Here is an 18,017-nt window from a genome sequence, read left to right on the forward strand (position 1 = left end):
GAATTTTTTTCGGGCTGGTTTTTCGGAATCAATGGGTTTTCCATGCGATATCTGACGCGGACTATTTCGTTGCAGTTGTTACTCGGGTTCTGTGATTTTTCGAAAAAGCTGCTGCTAGCGTGATTCGGAAGCATATTTCTCGATTAAATCAGTCATGGCTGGGGAGGTGGATAAGTCCAGGCACTTCATTATGTGTAAAGGACGACCATCCTTGCCTAAGTATGGTACGGAAAGAGTCTTCTCAACCAGGTGAACGGCTTCTTCATAGGCTTCGATGGGCAAGCTTCCGAATTCCATGTAGCCTGCCGAGGCCGCACGAGCTTCGCATGCAACTTCGCTGTTCGGATAAGCACGTGCAATGCATTGGCTTAGGATAAATTTCCGAAACAGGTTGGCTTCGAGAATATCTATATTTCGAGCATTTTTTTGGTGAGAGCAGGCAATTGATACCATTGATAATAGTATAATTATTAATTTTTTTGGTTTCATCTCAGTTCCCAAAATAAGATACGACTGGATTGGGAAAAATAACACCTGTCTGAGCACTGATAACCGTTCCATAGCGTGGCATGTCCTGTTGCATTGTTCCAGATTGGTACCTCAAAGATCAAGATTCCTTTTTTGTTTTCTAGTCTGGCATCATTTGTGTTTGATAGTGTTATGTCCGGAGGGCCAAAAGTTTTTCGCAGATATTCTGTCAAGTCGCGAATACGATAGAGGTATAGAAAGCCATTGTTGTCCGATACTGTGGCACCTGCAGCAGCAGAAATTCGGACTCCGCTCGTATTTAATACAAAGCTCATCCTCAGGGCACATGCATTTTGAAAAATACCACTCTCGATATTCAATCCGACTCTTCCACCAATATGCTGGCCTACATGATCCAGGGAGCCATCACCATGGACGCGTGAAAAGGCGTTCCATGCTTGCGTGAAATCAGGTCTGCTGCCCATTTGCGTCTCCGCTTTGGTTGTTAAATTTAATAATCTGGATATGCACTCCACTCCGGTTGATTCTGTTCGTTCTCGTTCTCGTTCTCGTTCTCGTTCTCGTTCTCGTTCTCGTTCTCGCCGTGGGATCGCTTGCGATGACGCAAACGACAACCCTTCCGCTACCGCTTCACGGCCAACGACGGGAACTCCTGGAAGCCTTCGTAAGTTCGACTAATGAATGTGCGGAGCAATATATAATAATACAAATTAAATTAAAAATTTAATTTGTCAAGCACGTTTTTGCCGCTGCCGTTTCTGCAGATCTTACTCGGGGGCATTCGGGCTTTTTTCGGCGAGACGACCTCTGTTGCAATATGCTATGTTTCGACCGTTGAAGATGGCCGCATAACACTGCCCTGATCCAACCCCAAAAAGAGACGATCACCCTGCCATGCACGAGATTCTGCGTACCGCCGAAACCGCCGCCCGCCAAGCCGGCGCCTATATTCTGCAGGCCATGTCCGAGCTGCGCCAGGTGGATTACAAGGGGCGCGTCGATCTGGTCACCAATGTCGACCGCGGCTCCGAAGCCATCATTCTGGAATGCATCCGCAGGGCCTATCCCGAACACGCCATCCTGGCCGAGGAAACGGGCGATAATCAGCAACGCAGCGATTGGCGCTGGATTATCGATCCCATCGACGGCACCACCAATTTTGTCCATGGCTATCCGTTTTTCTGCGTCTCCATCGCCGTGCAGTTCCAGCGGCAAACGGTCGCGGCGGTGGTTCTCGATCCGGTGCATGACGAAATGTTTTCGGCTCTGCATGGCCAGGGAGCCTTTCTCAACGGCGCGCCCCTGCGGGTATCGCCGACCGCCGAGTTGGGCAAGGCTCTGCTGGCGACGGGCTTTCCCTACGAAATGGGCGACCGCTGGCACCGTTCCATGGATTACTTCAAGCTGTTTTATTACCGGACGCGCGGCATTCGCCGCGATGGCGCGGCGGCTCTCGATCTGTGCTACGTGGCGGCGGGGCGGTTCGACGGTTTCTGGGAATATGATTTGAAGCCCTGGGACGTAGCGGCGGGCATGCTGCTGGTGACCGAGGCCGGCGGCAGGGTCAGCGACTATCGGGGCAATCCGGGCAGCATCGATGCCGGTCAGCTGCTGGCCAGCAACGGTGCCATCCACGATGCCATGCTGGAAGTGCTCAACACCTTGCCGAATCTTTGATTCGCTCCTCGGCGCTTGCCGTTCGGCCATTTCCCGGAGGATTCATGACCAGTCCGCAAATGATTTACCTGCTTTCCGATGCCACCGGCGAGACCGCCGAAAAGATTGTCAACGCGGTGCTGGTTCAGTTCCGGGACAAGCCGGTGAGGCGGCGGCGCATCAGCCATGTGCGGGACCAGGCGGCCGTGCTGCATGGGCTCGATGAGATCATGCAAAACCCCGGGATGGTGGTCTATACGGTCGTCAACCGGGATCTGGCCCAGTTCATTCAGACCGAGTGCGAGGCTCGGGGTCTGATGGCCTTTGACTTGGTGACGCCCTTGTTGTCCCAGTTTGCCAAATTTTTCGGGCGGTCGCCGAAACAGACGCCGGGGCTCCTGCACAGCATGGACGCAGATTATTTCCGCCGCATCGAGGCGGTGGAGTTCACCGTCAAGCACGATGACGGGCAGTCGGTCCAGCATTTGGCGGATGCCGATATCGTGCTGGTAGGAGTCTCCCGTACCAGCAAAACGCCGCTGTCGACCTATTTGGCTCATCTCGGCTGGAAGGTGGCCAACGTGCCGCTGGTGTTCGGCATCGACCCACCCAAGGAACTGTTCCACGTCGATCCCCACCGGGTGGTCGGCCTGTATATCGAATCGCAACGCCTGGTGGAGTTGCGCATGGCACGGCTGCAACATCTCGGGCAGGATTTTAAAACGGCTTACGCCAATATGGATAAAATCGAAGAAGAGCTGCGGTATGCCAGAATGCTTTATCGCCGTCAAGGCTGGGTGACGGTCAATGTTTCGGGCAAGGCCCTGGAGGAAACCGCCAACGAGGTGCTGGTCAAGCTGAAGCTGAAATGAAGGTATGGCCAGAGGTTTTTGGCGTCTGTCAGTGAATCCGCAGAGGGCGGAGCAACTCCTTATTTCACAGGAAACCCGCCGGCCTATTTCGGGCCGGGCCAACCGGCTACGCCACCATCCAGTATCGCCACATTGTTCCACCCAGCCGCCTGCGCCAGGTGGGCCGCTACGGTGGCCCGGCGCACCGTCCGGCAGACGAAAATCAGGGGGATGCCTCGATCCTGCGGCAATTCGTGCAGCCTGTGCGGCAGACTGTCCAAGGGAATCAGCCGCTCACCCAGTCCCAGACGGTGGGCCGCGAACTCCTCGGCACTGCGTACATCGATCAAAGCGTGCGGCCCGGCCATCCAAGCCGTTCGCAATTCCTCGGGCGATATCCGTTTCACTCGTTGCGGCTCCTGCGAAAAGGCCGTGAACGCCTGGATGACCAGAAATAGGGCTGTCAGGGCGCTCATGGCTATCCAACGCCATGCTGTATCCCCTTGGAGTGGTGCCAACTTAAGCATCATCGCAATCCTAAAATATTCAGGTCTGCTGGGCCATCTATCATGGTCGACCCATCTTCATCCAGTTCCCTCCGAAAGAATAATCCAAACTTCAATCCTCTGTCACCCAGGTTTCAGCGCCCGGGTTAAAACCTGATCCAGCCGGTTCGAAAAGGCCTGCCGGTCGCTCTGACTCAGGGCCGAAGGACCCCCGGTCTCGATGCCGCTGCCGCGCAGGGAATCCATGAAATCCCTGATGGCCAGCCGTTCCCCGATGGTGCCGGGGTCATACAGTTCACCGCGTGGATTGAGGGCATGACCGCCCTTTGCAATGACCTGCGCCGCCAGGGGAATATCCGCCGTGATCACCAGATCGCCGGGGTCGAGGCGTTGGACGATTTCATTGTCGGCCACATCCATCCCCGGCGCCACGTGCAGAAAGCGGATATGGGGGGAGGGGGGAAAGCGCATGGCATGGTTGGCGACCAGGGTCAGGATAACGCCGGTACGCCTTGCCGCTCTGAATAGAATTTCCTTGATCACCGCGGGGCAGGCATCCGCGTCTACCCATATGTTCATGGCAGAACATTCCTGTTGAAGAGGCTGAGGGTTACATTCAATCCGGTACCCAAGTTACCTGCAAACAACCGGATATGACAGGTAAATCTTCCTGCGTAGGGGCTTTTTCGCCGAGTTGCACGCAAAACCGGTTGCCGCGGTCCGTTGATCGGTGGTATAAGGCACGGCTTGCATGAACCCTGGGGAACGTCCCTGCGGTTCTTTTTTTATTTCAGATCGGGGTAACTTTCAGCCGCTGTAGAGAAGGACCTCGCGCCCCCCACGCCGAGGGCCGCATGAACCCATCCCTGGGGCTTGGCTGACGCCATCCGGGCGCCAGACACCCTCTGCGTGGGCGCCCCGAGGCCCTTTTGTGAACAGTTAGAGACAAGGAAGTATTGCAACCATGATCAGCGCCCACAACGTGGCCCTCGCCTACGGCAAAAGGGTCATTTTCAAAGACGTCAACATCAAATTCATTCCCGGCAACTGCTACGGTCTCATCGGCGCCAACGGGGCCGGCAAATCGACCTTTCTCAAAATACTGGCCGGGGAAATCGAAGCGGACAAGGGCGATATCTCCGTCGGCGCGGGCCAGCGCATCGCCATGCTGCGCCAGGATCACTTTGCCTTCGACGAGGAGACGGTGTTCAACACCGTCATGATGGGGCACCGCCAGCTTTACGAGGTTATGGCCGAACGGGAGGCCATCTATGCCAAGGGGGAATTCACCGAGGCGGACGGCATCCGCTCCGGCGAACTGGAGGCTCTGTTCGCCGAAATGAACGGCTACGAAGCCGAGTCGGAAGCGGCGGTGCTGCTCAACGGTCTCGGCATCCCCGAAGACCTGCGCGGCAAAAAGATGAAGGAACTCGAAGGCGGGGAAAAGGTCCGCGTGCTGCTGGCCCAGGCCCTGTTCGGCAATCCCGATATCCTGCTCCTCGACGAACCGACCAACCACCTTGACCTGAAATCCATCGCCTGGCTGGAGGAGTTCCTCTCCCGGTTCCAGAACACGGTCATCGTGGTCTCCCATGACCGCCACTTTCTCAACCAGGTCTGCACCCACGTGGCCGATATCGACTTCGGCAAGATCACCGTTTATGTTGGCAATTACGACTTCTGGTACGAAGCCAGCCAACTGATGCTGAAGCAAAAGCAGGAAGAAAATCGGAAGGTTACGGAAAAGGCCAACGACCTCAAGGAATTCATCCAGCGCTTCAGTTCCAACGCTTCCAAGGCCAAGCAGGCGACCTCGCGCAAAAAGCTTCTGGAAAAACTCACCGTCGAGGATCTGCCCGTCTCCTCGCGCAAATACCCCTTCGTGGTGTTCAAGCCGGAACGCTCCTGCGGCGATATCATCCTGGAGATCAAGGATCTGTCCAAAACCGTTGACGGCGTAAAGGTGCTGGATGATTTCAGCCTGACCGTCAACAAGGGGGACAAGATCGCTTTCGTCGGCGGCGACGCCCAGACCAAGACCACCCTGTTCCAAATCCTGGCCGGTGAATGCGAACCGGACAGCGGCGGCTTCCGCTTCGGAGTTACCATCACCCCGGCGTTTTTCCCCAAGGAGAACCGCCGCTTCTTTGAAAACGATTTGACCCTCATCGATTGGCTGCTGCAATACGCACCGACCGAGGGGGAGAATTTCGCCCGCGGTTTTCTCGGCCGCATGCTGTTTTCGGGGGAAGAGGCGACCAAAAAATCCAACGTCCTTTCCGGTGGCGAAAAGGTGCGGTGCATGCTTGCCCGGATGATGCTGACCGGGGCCAACGTGCTGGTTTTCGACGAACCGACCAACCACCTCGATCTCGAATCCATCACCTCCCTCAACAACGGCCTCATCGCCTTTCCGGAAGTGGTGCTGTTTGCCAGCCACGACCACAAGTTCCTGTCGACGGTCGCCAACCGCATCGTCGAGTTTACCCCCGCCGGATTCATCGACCGCAGCATGACCTTCGACGAATACCTCGAAAGCGCCGAAGTCGCCATGGTCAGGGAGGAACACTACGGCGAGGAGGCTGCTTTGGCCCTGTAGTCAAGGTTCCCAGCTTCCCGGTTGGGACCAGGAAAGAAGCCCGGCGCTATAAGGTGCCGGGCTTCTCCTTTGTCATGCTTGGCAAAAGGCCGACAATTGTCCTCCCATGTTGTCTTGGTCCCCCATATCATTTCTGGGCAAAGACCTTGGCCTTGGGTTCCTTGCCCGCCATGGCGGGGTGGTGGCCAGATGGTTGAGAAACTCATCCCTTTTTAGCTATCGACCGAATATGCTACAAAAGAATCTTGCTGACCGTTTCCTTCTCCTGTCGTAAGTTCGAGTGCGGTGCAATCATCCCGGAGAAATGAATGACTCTGGACATCCTGGTTATCGACGACGAACCGAATATTTGTAAAACGCTCTCTCTGTGCCTGGAGTCCGAAGGGCACCATGTGGTCAGCGTGCACCATGCCGGGGATGGGTTGGCGAGGATATCTCACGCGGTCTTCGACCTTGTGTTTCTCGATCTCAGGCTGGGGGCTGACAATGGCCTCGATCTTTTGCCCCGATTATTGGCGGAGTTGCCTGGTGCCAGGGTTGTCATCATCACTGCCTTTGCGACCATCGATTCGGCGGTCTCGGCCATCAAGGGGGGCGCCTTCGATTATCTGACCAAACCTTTCAGCCCCGACCAGGTTCGCATGCTGGCGCAAAAGGTCGCGGAATTGCGGACCATGGAGGAACAAGTCCGGAGTTTGCAGAACGATCTGAATCAATCGCATCCCCCTGGAGATTTATCCAGCACCTGCCCGGCCATGAGCAAAGTCCTGCAGATGGCCAGGCAGGTGGCGGATTCGGAGGCAAATATTCTGTTGCGGGGGGAAAACGGGACCGGGAAGACCCTCTTGGCCCGGGCCATCCATTCCTGGAGCCCGCGGGCCCGAAATGCCTTTGCGGTGGTGTCATGCCCCTGCCTTTCCCCCGAGTTGCTGGAAAGTGCCCTGTTCGGCCATGTCAGGGGAGCTTTTACCGGGGCCATGCGAGACCAGTCCGGGCGTATTGCGGCGTGCGATGGAGGCACCTTGTTTCTGGACGAAATCGGCGATCTGAGCCTTGCCCTGCAAGCCAAACTGCTGCGCTTCGTCCAGGATCGGGAATACGAAAGAGTCGGCGAATCCCGAACCCGCAAAGCCGATGTGCGCATTATTGCGGCGACCAACCTGGATCTTGCTGCTGCCGTGGCCGGGGGGCGGTTTCGGGAAGATCTTTACTACCGCCTTAACGTCATCGCCATCGATTTGCCACCACTGCGTGAGCGAACCGAGGACATCGGCAAACTGGCTCGCAGACTGCTGGCCTGGTTCGGTCGGCAGAGTCGAAAAACCATACAAGATTTTACGCCGGAGGCGATGGATATATTCATGAAGTATTCTTGGCCCGGCAATGTGCGGGAACTTCGGAATGTCATCGAAAGAGCCGTCATTCTGTGCCGGGCCGACATGATTGGACCGGAACTGTTACCCGAAAACCTGTCCCAAGCAGAGCCCCTGCCACGCTCCGACAATTCCATTTCCCTGGCGGTGATGGAGGAACAACACATTCGCCGCATCATCGCTGGTGCTGCAACCCTGCAAGAAGCCGCTGCGACTCTTGGTATCGATCAGGCAACTCTCTGGCGCAAACGGAAACTTTACCGCATTTGACCTTCTCTTTTTTGATCCACCTCTATTTGGTGTTGCAAAATGCAATGCCAAATCGCCTGATTATTGCACAATGCAATTCCTTAAATATCTAAACCGCTCTAACTGGCTATAATTGCTATTTTTTTCTTGGCACGTCTCTCGCTATTGAATCAGAGAGTCGTATGAGGTGGTACACTTATCTCGGAATGAGCTGTTTCTTTCCACCATTTGAGGATATTGTCCCGGGGTGCCGACGGTGAAACTACGAACCAAAATTCTTGGCGGCTACTGTCTGATTTTGGCGCTGATGATGGTGGTCTGGGCGGTGGCCGTGGTCAACTTGTATCAGCTTGGTCGGGCTGGCGAGGCCATTCTTCAAGAAAATCAGCTCAGCGTTCAGGCCGCGGAAAACATGATCCAACACCTTGAGCGGCAGGACAGCGCCGCTTTGCTGTTTTTCCTCGGCGATCCCAATAGCATGGAGCAGTTCCGGAACAATCAGATTGAATTTGTCCAATGGCTGGGGCGGGCCCGGGACAACCTGACGGAACCGGGCGAAGAGAAGGTCATTGCCGACATCGATGCGGCTTACCGTCGTTACATGGCGCTTCTCCAGTCCATGGCTGCTTTGGCATTCGACGACCATCAAGAGGCTCTGAGTTTTTACCATAAAAGGCTTTTTCCGGGGTTCATGCAGGTGCGCTTATCCTGTCTCACTCTGCGGGAAATGAATCAGAATGCCATGGAAAAAGCCTCCCGCCATGCGCACCGCCTTTCGGTTAGGACCATCTGGTCCATGACGATCGTGGGAGCCGTGTCCGGTTCGGTTGGGCTGGTGTTCAGTATTATACTTTCAGCCCTTTTGCTGCGCCCCCTGGCTGCCATGACCCGTGCCACCGAGCAGCTTGCCGAAGGGGAATACGATGTCAGCCTTGAGGTCTCATCCGGCGATGAACTGGGGCGCCTGGCCAAGCAGATTGTCACCATGAGTCAAAAGCTCAAGATCTTCCACGATTTGAATGTCGGGCACCTGATTGCGGAAAAACGCCGGGGTGAAGCCATTCTGCGGAGCATTGGCGACGGTTTGGTCGTCGTCGACGAAACGTTTCATATCTCCGCCATCAATCCGCAAGCGGCAAAACTCCTGAATCTTTCCTCAACCGAGCCCCAAGGCAAACCGGTATCCGAGTTGCTTCCGAATGAGCAGCTTATCGAGGTCATTCGAAAGACCACGGAATCGGGTCAAGCACCCGAGATCCCGCCGGAGCAGGCCGAAATTTGTTTCGGGAGTGAAGACTCCCGGCAGTTCTTCCGGTATTCCGTCACTCCTATTCGCTCCGAGGGGGGCAAGCAGGTTCAGGGGGCGGTGGTGTTGTTGCAGGATATAACCCGGCTCAAAGAGCTGGATCGGCTGAAAAGCGAATTCGTGCTGGCTGCCTCCCATGAGCTAAAAACTCCTCTGACCGGTCTTTCCATGAGCATCAACCTGTTGCAGGAATTGGCGGACCAGTGGCCTCAGCGAGAACGCGATCTGATCCGCGTAGCCCATGAGGAGACCTCGCGTCTGCGGGCCTTGGTCAGCGATCTCCTCGATCTCTCCCGGCTGGAATCGGGGCGGGTTGAGATGGAAATCCAACCTATGAATGTCGCGTATCTGTTTGAACGGATCCTGGCGCCATTTCACGACCAGGCCAATGCCAAAGGCATCGAACTGACTACCTCCATCCAACCGGACACCCCCGAGGTTCAGGCCGACCCCACGAAAATTGCCTGGGTTATCAGCAACCTTGTTTCCAATGCTCTGAGATATACTTCCAAGGGTGGTCATATTCGGGTCACCGCCGAAGGGAGCCTGGACCGGGTCTACCTGACCGTCACAGATGACGGTGCCGGGATCCCCGCGGAGTACCGGTCGCGCATTTTCGACAAGTTTGTCCAGGTTAAAGGCGACAGCAAGGCCGGCAGCGGATTGGGGTTGGCGATCTGCAAGGAAATCATCAAGGCCCACGGTGGCAGCATTTGGGTCGAATCAACGGTAGGCAGCGGTAGCACTTTTACGTTTTACCTGAAGCCGGCCTCGTCTTCCGTTGCCATGCACCAAGGAGAATAACCATGTCCAAGGCGAAAATTCTGGTCATCGATGATGAAAAGAACATCCTGTTCACCGTTCGGCAAACTCTGGAAGCCGACGGCTATGAGGTGAGTACCGCGACGACGGGCGAGGCGGGGTTGCGTATGGCCGCCGAAGCGAATTTTGATCTGGTGTTGCTCGATCTGAAACTCCCCGGTATCGATGGCGTGGAGGTGTTGCGCCAATTGGAGCAACGTCCTCGGCGTTCCCAGGTCATTGTCATTTCGGCCTATGGGACGGTGACCAATGCCGTGGAAGTCATGAAGCTTGGAGCGCTGGATTTCATTGAAAAACCATTTGCGCCGCGAGAGTTGCGTGAAGCGGTCCTCAAGGTTCTCAGTCGTCCCGAACCGGGAACGGATCCCGGGAACGATTACAATGGCTGGATCGCCTTGTCCAAGCGTTGCGCCGCGCAAGGCCAACTCGGCAATGCCATTGCCCATGCGCGGCATGCCACGGGGCTTGAACCCGACCGGCCGGAGGCGTTCAATCTGCTGGGGGCGTATAGCGAGATGCAGGGCAAAGCCATCGAGGCACAGAAATATTACCGGGCCGCGCTGGAGTTGAACCCAGGCTACTTGCCCTCTCAAGCCAATCTCAACCGGTTGGTGATGAAAACAAAGGGGCCCCTCCTTCTGGGCCAGGAGTGATCAGCCATGCCTCTGAAAAGACAGAACGGATGGCCGCAGTATGTGGTGATTGTCGGTTGTGGCCGGCTCGGCTCCCTGTTGGCCGGGTTGTTGAGCGAGGTCGGCAGCAGCGTTGTGGTCATTGATATCGAAGAGTCGGCCTTCGATTTGCTGACGGCGGGCTTCAGCGGCTTTCGCATCGTGGGCGATGCCGTTGAAATCGAGGTTCTCCGCGCCGCCAAAACCCACAAGGCGGATTGCCTGCTGGCGACCACCGAAGAGGACAATGTCAACCTCATGGTTGCCCAGGTGGCTCGCAAAGTCTTTAATGTTCCAAAAGTTTTGGCTCGGGTGTTTGACCCTCGTCGAGAAGGGGTTTATCGGGAATTCGACATCGAGACGGTCAGTCCGACTAAGTTGATGGCGGATGCCTTTCTGGCCAGCCTGGAAAATCGGGGGGAAGAGTAAGACATGCGTGTGATTGTGGTGGGCTCCGGCAAACTTCTTTATTATCTTTCCCGGCAATTTGCCAGTAAAGGGTATGAGGTTTCCTTGATCCTCTCCGATGGCGCCGAGGCACGGATGCTCTCCCGTCGAGTCAAGGCGTTGGTTCTGCACGGCAACGGCAGCGATCCTCATATGCTCGAAGAGGCCGGGGTCCGTCGTGCCGACGTGGTGGTGGCGCTGACCTCGAAGGACCAGGATAATCTGGCCGTATGTCAGATTGCCCACAAAATGTTTCAGGTGCCGCGGACGGTGGCCCTGGTCAACGATCCGCAAAACGAGGAAGTGTTTCGAAAATTGGGTGTCAGTGTCGCTTTCAGTTCGACCCAGATCATCGCCCGCATTCTCGAGGAAAGAACAGGATTCGAGGATATCGCCAACCTGATTCCCCTGGCTGAAGGACGCGTAACCGTCTCCGAAGTAGCCCTGCGGGCGGAGGCTCCCGCCGCGGACAAGGCCTTGCGTGATCTGACCTTGCCCGTCGGAGCGTTGGTCGGCGGGATCATTCGGGACGGCAATGTCATCGTCCCGCGCGGAGATACCTGTCTTAGAGGGGGTGACCGCCTCATCCTCATCAGCAGTCCCGACTGTTATGATCGGGTGCTGAAACTTCTGACCGGGGAAGAAGACTGATGAGCCGGCGCAGATATGCGGAATTCATGCGGGAGCGATGGCGCATCATGCTCGGCTATACGGGGTTGGTCAGTGTTCTGGTCGGGCTCATCATTCTGTTGCCCTGTGTGGGGCTGCCGTTTTTTCCTGGAGAGTCGAACCTGGCTTGGGGAGTGGCCTTGCCCGGCCTGGGTTTAAGTCTGCTGGGGGGACTGACCTGGGGCGGTTTGCTGCCAAGGGGCGGGGCCACCATTTCCCTCCAGGAAGGGGCTGTAGTCGTGGTTCTTTCCTGGCTGCTGGCCGTTTTGACGGGGGCGATGCCTTTCATCCTGATCGGCGGACTTGACTTTACCCAAGCTGTGTTCGAAGCCACCAGTGCCTGGACCACCACGGGTCTATCCGTCGTGGATGTCGAGAATGCATCCCGATTGCTGCTGCTGTTCCGCAGTGTCATGCAGCTTGCCGGCGGGGCCGGCCTGGCCATCATCATGCTCAGCGCCCTGACCGGTCCCAGCGGCAGCGGACTGAGTGCGGCGGAGGGCCGGGCCGATCAGTTGGTGCCCAATGTGCGCCGCTCTGCCAAACTGGTCATGACCATGTACAGCGGCTATGTCCTGGTCGGAGGCCTTGCCCTCTATTTCGCCGGCATGGGGTGGTTCGATGCCATCAATCACGCCTTTTGCGCCCTGTCCACAGGGGGATTCTCCACCAAGGCGGCGTCCATTGGCTACTGGAACAGTCCGAGCGTAGAAGCCGTAACGATTGTGCTCATGCTCCTCGGTACCATGAACTTTGTCACCGGCTATGCCCTGATGCATGGCAAGATTCGCGCAGTCTGCAAAAATGGCGAGATCCGCCTTCAGATGCTGCTCCTCCCCGCCGCGGCGTTAATCGCATTCTTCGGCGTCACGGTGAAGATTTATGCGACGGTAGGTCAACAGGTCAGGGTGGCGGTGTTTGAAACCGTTTCTGCACTGTCGACGACCGGATTTTCCACCGTCGGTTATGGGGATTGGAACGGGCTGGGCTGGTTACTTCTGGTCGGGTTGATGATTGTGGGGGGAGGGACGGGATCCACGGCCGGAGGACTCAAGCAATACCGCGTATACGTACTTTACCGTAACCTGACCACGGAATTGCGCAGAATGTTTTTGCCCCGCCATGTGGTAATGGAACCCGATGTTTGGGTGGGCGAACAGCAGCGCTTTTTGCAAGATAGCGATATCCGGCAGATTGCGGCCTTTACCTTTCTTTATTTTCTGACCCTGGCGCTGGGGACGGGCATCGTCGCGTCCTATGGCTATTCACTCAAGGAGAGTTTGTTCGAATTTGCCAGTGCTCTGGGTACTGTAGGTCTTTCCGTGGGCGTAACTGCCGCCGATGCCCCCGCAGGGCTGCTATGGACCCAAACCATCGGAATGCTTTTGGGCCGGCTGGAATTTTTCGTTGTTTTCGTCGGATTAGGAAGAATCCTCACAGTCCCGCCGATTTTTTTCAAAGGAGCCAAGCTTCGTACTTTATTGTATTAGTCTGAATTTATTGTGGGGCTCCGGTTGAATAGGGAAAGTTCCTGCGAAGAAAACTAGCTTGTGCTTGTATTCGGGTGGGCCATGGAGGCAGGGACCCCTCTAGTTAAACCATAAAGAGGTAGCATGGCGGTTGCCGTTGTCGTAATCGCAGGTGGCCTGGGAAGGACTGAGATTACCACAACCATTCGCTTTTGCTGGAACCCAGCGTATAAACAGATGCCCTTTTGGTTCCTTGGAAGGGTAAAGGTTTAAAGGTTGAGAATCTTCGCTTTTCGAGCCTGACCCCGGATAATTCAGCGGTTTCGCTTGCGTCCGGAAAACCAGCGCAGCAGGGCCGGCAGGACCAGCAGATAGCTGAACATGCCGGTCAGCGAGCCCAGTACCATCACCCCGCCGAGGCTGGCCAGGCCCCGATGATGGGCGAGCAGCAGGCCGCCGAAGCCGATCATGGTGGTCGCGAAGCTCACGGCCACCGCCATCGGCGTACTGGTTGCGAACAGATCTCCGGAGGAAATATCTTTCCAACGATGCTGGAGGTTCACGCCGCCATCGACACTGATGGCAATGAGCATGGGGATGGCGAAGAAGTTGGCCAGGTTGAAGCTCAGGCCGATCCAGCCCATGATGGACAGCAACCAGACCATGCTGATCGCCAAAGGCAGCAGAGCCATTGCCACGTAATGGAAGGCCCGCGAAAATCCGTAGAGCAGCAGGCTGACCAGCAGCAGCGTCAGCAGGGCGGCCTTGAGGAAGGTGCGCCGCATCAGCTGGGCTGATTCGTACACGCTGATCGGCACCCCCGTGATCTGCGGATCCACTTGCCGCAGTTCGGCAATGAAGCGTTCCAATTGTTCGAACTGCCAGATATCGCCGCGCGGCACGACCTTTACTTGCAGTCGCCCATCGCGCCCGACAAACTGTATGCGTACCGACTCGGGAAGGGTTTCCACCGTCACCGGCGCCGCTGTCAGCCATCGACGAAGCAGGCTCTGGGTGTCGGCCGCCTCCCGCTGCAGTTGTGCCTGCAGGCCGGCCAGCCGTTGCGCACGGGCAGGATCCTCGTTAAGTTGCTTGGAAGCTTTTTCGATCCGGACCAGAACCCTGTCAAGGCGGCCCACATCCTCGCCGGCGCCGGCGGCGAACAACCGTTCCGCCAGTTGCTCCAGGGCTGCTGCCAACCGGCGTAAAGCCGGGGCGAGGACCGCACCGTCGACGTCTTCCACCCAAGACGTTGGGCCTGTCTCCGGACCGATGGATGCGGCCGCAGCGGCGAACAGCTCGGCCTTGCGCTCCTGATCCTGGGGCAGATAATCGGTGAGACTTTCCATGTGTCCCACTGTCGGCAAGGCCGCGAAGCGGCGCTGCAGGTCCCGAGCCTCGGCCAGATCGTCGGCCACGGCGATGGCATACCAGGTTGATTCGTCGGCCGTATCCACCAGCAACTTTTCGTATGTCACCGATTCCAGGCCGCGGGCTTGCAGTTCCAACAGGTTGTAACTGAAACGCACCCGCATCAGCCCCGGCAGCAGCACCAGGGTGAAAATCGTCAGCACCGTCAGCAGCCGTTTAGGGTGCGCCGTCCAGCGGCCGATGAACGGCAATCTCACCATACGCGCAGGTACCTGGTCGCGCCTTTCAACCAGCAGCAACAGGGCGGGCAGAATCACCAGCATGGCTGCCAGACTCAGCAGAATGCCCGTGCCGCCGATGAGTCCGAGCTGCGCCAGGCCGGAAAAATCCGAGCCCAATACGGAGTAGAAGGCGCACACCGAGGTGACGGCGCCCAGGATGACGCCGGGCCCCGTTCGGCTCAAAGCAATTCGCACCGACTCTTTGATGTCCATCCCCTCCTGGCGACACTCTACATAGCGCATGACCAGGTAGACGCCGAAGTCCTTGCCGATGCCGATGAGCACCAGCACGAAAACGATGGACAGCAGGTTCAGAACCCCCACGCTGAGGGTGGTGAACCCGAAGGTCCAGGCGATGGCGAGCAGTTGGGCAAGAACCACCAGCACCGGTCGCACCCAGCCGTGCATCACGATCATGAACAAGGTGCCGACCAAAGCGATGGCTATCAGGGAGGCACGGGTCATATCCCGATTGGTGGTGGTCATTTCATCGGCCGACAGCACCGGACGACCGGTCAACCCGGCTCGGATCCGCGGAAATTCGGCCCGCGTCGCCGCCAATTCCTGGCGAATCGCCGCCAACGGCGCGGCAATCACGTCCACCGTGCCGTAATCCTTGACCGGCAGGATGCGCATGATGAGCAACTGCTGCTCGCCGGCATAAAAATAGTGCTGAAAGCCTTCACGAACATCGAACAACTGCTCGGCTTGAGGCTCTCCCTTGAGGGCATCGTCCATGCGGCGGCTGAAATCCTCCAGCGCGGCAAGGGCCGGGCCCAGCATCCGCGCATCCAGTCCGACGTCGTTGTCGCCGCCGTCCAGCAGGGCGGCGCTCCGCTCCACCAGTTCAACCAGGCTGCCGCGCTGCAACCAGGCGCTGAGCTCAGGCCCGAGGGCCGCGACCAGACTACTCAATTCGGCGGCTTCATCCAGGGAGGAATAGTAGAGAAGGCCGGCTCCCAAATCGTCTGCCGTAATACGATAGTAAAGCGCTTCCACGTGCTCCGGATGAGTCCGCAGGCGCGCGGCCAGGGAAGCGGCAAACGCTTCCGCATGGATGGTTCCGTCCGGGACGTCCGGCACCTCCACGACCACATACAGATATTCCTGGTCGCCGAAATTTTTCAACGCTTCCAGATAGCGTCGCTGGTAGGGCACGCGCGGTGAAACCAAGTTGTCCTGATCGCTGTCCAACTGCAGGAAAAGAACCGCAATCACCGTGGAAAAGGCCGCCAGTAATGCTCCCGCCATTAAAATGCCACGCGGAAAGCGCACAATCAGGCTCCATAAACGGGTCAGGAGGCGATTCACTTGTCCCGATACCATGCGGCCTCCAATCTTCTGGGCCCTACGATTAAACAGCGAAAAAGATTGGTCCTTTCGGGACCGAGGGGCATAACCTAAATGCTTGAATTATACCAAAGGCCTTGGTAATTTTTGCCTGTGCTGGATGTTCGGAAAAATGGAATCTACTAAACGGGGTCATCTATTAAAAGGCTGTCGGTCAAGGGTGAGGAATTCACCCAAAACATTGGACAAATGTGTGGTTCTTTCCGGGGGAAATGTGAAAAATAAGAAATTTATTCTTTTCTATAATACGATGTTTAATATGCCTCTCCATTATGACAAGGCGGATATCCCGGAAGAATTTGAATTATCCACTGACCGAAAGTTGTTGCCGGAAGCTGATGCTGTCGTATTTCATATTCCCTCGCTCTTTTCTTCATTAGATAAAATCTCGCGATTTGTTCCTTCCATTTACTCGATGGCTTTAAGATTAGAGCGCCTTCGAAAAAAAAGAAATCAGATTTGGATCGCATGGTTTATGGAATCTGAGGTTAATATCCCTCATTTCAGAAAATCATCTTTCTTGAAATTCTTTGATTTGATTATGAGCCACCATCTGGATGCAGATATTCTTGCGCCCTATTTTTATTATGAGCTCAATGATTTGCTGAGAAGACCAGTCCGCGAAAAAGTTGAAGGGAAAAATGTTTGTGCTTTTATCTCAAGTCCTTTTCATAAGAGCGGCAGGCTGGACTATTTGAAGGAATTTATGAATTATTTGGATATCCATTCCTATGGGAAGGTTTTACGAAACAAAATTATTGAAAAAGATACCGGACGTCAAACCAAGCTGGATATTTTGGCTAATTATAAGTTCACCATCGCCTTTGAAAATGCTATCGCAAAAGACTATGTAACCGAAAAATTTTATGATCCATTAATTGCGGGTTCCGTACCGATTTATCTTGGCGCTCCTAATATTAATGAATTTGTGCCTGGAGACAAATGTTTTATAAATGTAAGTGATTGGGACGGGCCTGAATCTCTATCAAGATACATAATTTCAGTATCTGAAGACGATGATCTATACAATAGCTATTTTTCATGGAAAAAAAAGGACTTAAAACCTTCGTTTATGAATTTGCTAGAAAAGAATAAGGAACACGCTTTTGTCAGGTTGTGCAGGAAAATTAAAGAAATAACATAGAAAATATTTGCCGTTTTTCCTGACAGTCGATTTATTGATATCAGGACCATGTTGAGCTATCATCCGTGCCCCGGGAGCCGAGGATATCAATGAAGAGGTTGAGAGCAGGAATCCATGTGGACTATGCGCTACAGCTGCTCAACAAGGGCTTCGTATGCCTGCCCTTGCGCGCCGGCGGCAAGCACCTGGACCTCGCCGCCATGGGCATTGAACCGCTCCATCTTCACACCATGGGCAAGAGGCTGAAGGAAGCCATGTTTACGGGCATCACCATGTCTTTATCCCTCAAGCCACCCGGAGCAGACGACATCGAGCGCTGGTTCAGTGAATTCAGCGGCAATATCGGCATTTTAGCAGGCCACGGCAATCTCATCGTGCTCGATTTCGACTGTCCGGCCGCTTTTTTCCGCTGGCGCAAATCACATACCGAGCTGGTTTCACGCACTCCGGTTGCCCAGACCCCCGGTGGTTTCCACGTCTACCTGAGGTCGACCCAGCCCACGGTGACCTCAAGTCTCTATGGCGGACTGCGCAAAGCCGGTCATATCAAGGCGCTCAGCGGCTACGTCGTCAGCAGCCCGTCGCGACTTCAGGACGGCTCGACCTATTCCTGGCTTCCCGGACAATCGCCCTTCGACTGCAGCCCGCAGGAAGTTCCGGACCTTGGAAGCCTGTCGCTGTACGGGGAGTCGCCGCTCAAGCGCGTTTATGATCGCATCCTCAAGCGCGGCTATTTCGACCATCAGTAGTCAGCGAGAGCCATG

16 protein-coding genes are annotated in these 18,017 nt (G+C 55.9%); 11 read left to right on the top strand and 5 right to left on the bottom strand.

Translation table 11 applies throughout. From position 1 onward, the window contains the following. Positions 1–114: 114 nt before the first annotated feature. Positions 115–489, bottom strand: coding sequence for a T6SS amidase immunity protein Tai4 family protein (locus tag JQN68_RS01060; RefSeq protein WP_225071292.1), 375 nt, complete (start codon positions 487–489; stop codon positions 115–117). Next, entirely contained in the window at positions 486–953 is a 468-nt protein-coding gene (locus tag JQN68_RS01065; RefSeq protein ID WP_225071293.1) for a type VI secretion system amidase effector protein Tae4, read from the bottom strand. The genes JQN68_RS01060 and JQN68_RS01065 overlap by 4 nt, the downstream gene beginning before the upstream one ends. 430 nt (positions 954–1,383) lie before the next feature. Here JQN68_RS01065 and JQN68_RS01070 point away from each other — a divergent pair, with 430 nt between their 5' ends. Together JQN68_RS01070 and JQN68_RS01075 are read left to right on the top strand one after the other, a co-directional pair. Continuing rightward, positions 1,384–2,166 (top strand): inositol monophosphatase family protein, encoded by a 783-nt coding sequence (locus JQN68_RS01070; RefSeq protein ID WP_225071294.1) that lies wholly within the window; start codon positions 1,384–1,386, stop codon positions 2,164–2,166. A gap of 44 nt (positions 2,167–2,210) precedes the next feature. Continuing rightward, positions 2,211–3,017 carry a pyruvate, water dikinase regulatory protein gene (locus JQN68_RS01075; RefSeq protein WP_225071295.1) on the top strand — a complete coding sequence of 269 codons (807 nt, stop codon included), beginning with the start codon at positions 2,211–2,213 and terminating at the stop codon, positions 3,015–3,017. Positions 3,018–3,100: 83 nt separating this feature from the next. On the opposite strand, the gene JQN68_RS01080 is transcribed toward JQN68_RS01075, so the two are convergent. Together JQN68_RS01080 and JQN68_RS01085 are read right to left on the bottom strand one after the other, a co-directional pair. Further along, a complete protein-coding gene (locus tag JQN68_RS01080) occupies positions 3,101–3,403 on the bottom strand; it encodes a rhodanese-like domain-containing protein (RefSeq protein ID WP_249620958.1) in 303 nt (100 codons plus the stop codon). A 222-nt stretch (positions 3,404–3,625) separates the two neighbouring features. After that, positions 3,626–4,081 carry a YaiI/YqxD family protein gene (locus JQN68_RS01085; protein WP_225071297.1) on the bottom strand — a complete coding sequence of 152 codons (456 nt, stop codon included), beginning with the start codon at positions 4,079–4,081 and terminating at the stop codon, positions 3,626–3,628. Positions 4,082–4,466: 385 nt separating this feature from the next. Here JQN68_RS01085 and JQN68_RS01090 point away from each other — a divergent pair, with 385 nt between their 5' ends. From JQN68_RS01090 to JQN68_RS01120, 7 genes are all read left to right on the top strand, one after another. Continuing rightward, a complete protein-coding gene (locus JQN68_RS01090) occupies positions 4,467–6,101 on the top strand; it encodes an ABC-F family ATP-binding cassette domain-containing protein (RefSeq protein ID WP_225071298.1) in 1,635 nt (544 codons plus the stop codon). 308 nt (positions 6,102–6,409) lie between these two features. Next, a complete protein-coding gene (locus JQN68_RS01095) occupies positions 6,410–7,744 on the top strand; it encodes a sigma-54-dependent transcriptional regulator (protein ID WP_225071299.1) in 1,335 nt (444 codons plus the stop codon). A 235-nt stretch (positions 7,745–7,979) separates the two neighbouring features. After that, complete coding sequence (locus JQN68_RS01100) at positions 7,980–9,833, top strand: sensor histidine kinase (RefSeq protein ID WP_225071300.1); 1,854 nt, start codon at positions 7,980–7,982, stop codon at positions 9,831–9,833. A 2-nt stretch (positions 9,834–9,835) separates the two neighbouring features. After that, positions 9,836–10,504: a response regulator gene (locus tag JQN68_RS01105; protein WP_225071301.1), complete on the top strand. Its 669-nt coding sequence runs from the start codon at positions 9,836–9,838 to the stop codon at positions 10,502–10,504. 6 nt (positions 10,505–10,510) lie between these two features. After that, the gene (locus JQN68_RS01110) at positions 10,511–10,951 is read left to right on the top strand and encodes an NAD-binding protein (protein ID WP_225071302.1); all 441 of its coding nucleotides are present in this window, start codon (positions 10,511–10,513) and stop codon (positions 10,949–10,951) included. A 3-nt stretch (positions 10,952–10,954) separates the two neighbouring features. Further along, positions 10,955–11,620, top strand: coding sequence for a potassium channel family protein (locus JQN68_RS01115; RefSeq protein WP_225071303.1), 666 nt, complete (start codon positions 10,955–10,957; stop codon positions 11,618–11,620). Further along, entirely contained in the window at positions 11,620–13,128 is a 1,509-nt protein-coding gene (locus tag JQN68_RS01120; protein ID WP_225071304.1) for a TrkH family potassium uptake protein, read from the top strand. Before JQN68_RS01115 ends, JQN68_RS01120 begins: the two co-directional genes overlap by 1 nt. 293 nt (positions 13,129–13,421) lie before the next feature. Here the strand turns inward: JQN68_RS01120 and JQN68_RS01125 are convergent, their stop codons facing one another. Continuing rightward, positions 13,422–16,034 carry an MMPL family transporter gene (locus JQN68_RS01125; protein ID WP_249620959.1) on the bottom strand — a complete coding sequence of 871 codons (2,613 nt, stop codon included), beginning with the start codon at positions 16,032–16,034 and terminating at the stop codon, positions 13,422–13,424. A 256-nt stretch (positions 16,035–16,290) separates the two neighbouring features. Here JQN68_RS01125 and JQN68_RS01130 point away from each other — a divergent pair, with 256 nt between their 5' ends. After that, the gene (locus JQN68_RS01130) at positions 16,291–17,253 is read left to right on the top strand and encodes a glycosyltransferase family 10 domain-containing protein (RefSeq protein WP_249620960.1); all 963 of its coding nucleotides are present in this window, start codon (positions 16,291–16,293) and stop codon (positions 17,251–17,253) included. A 116-nt stretch (positions 17,254–17,369) separates the two neighbouring features. After that, complete coding sequence (locus JQN68_RS01135) at positions 17,370–18,002, top strand: bifunctional DNA primase/polymerase (RefSeq protein ID WP_249620961.1); 633 nt, start codon at positions 17,370–17,372, stop codon at positions 18,000–18,002. Positions 18,003–18,017 lie beyond the last annotated feature (15 nt).

It is taken from the genome of Desulfuromonas sp. CSMB_57, assembly GCF_020194955.2.
Classification (GTDB): domain Bacteria; phylum Desulfobacterota; class Desulfuromonadia; order Desulfuromonadales; family Syntrophotaleaceae; genus JAFCIY02.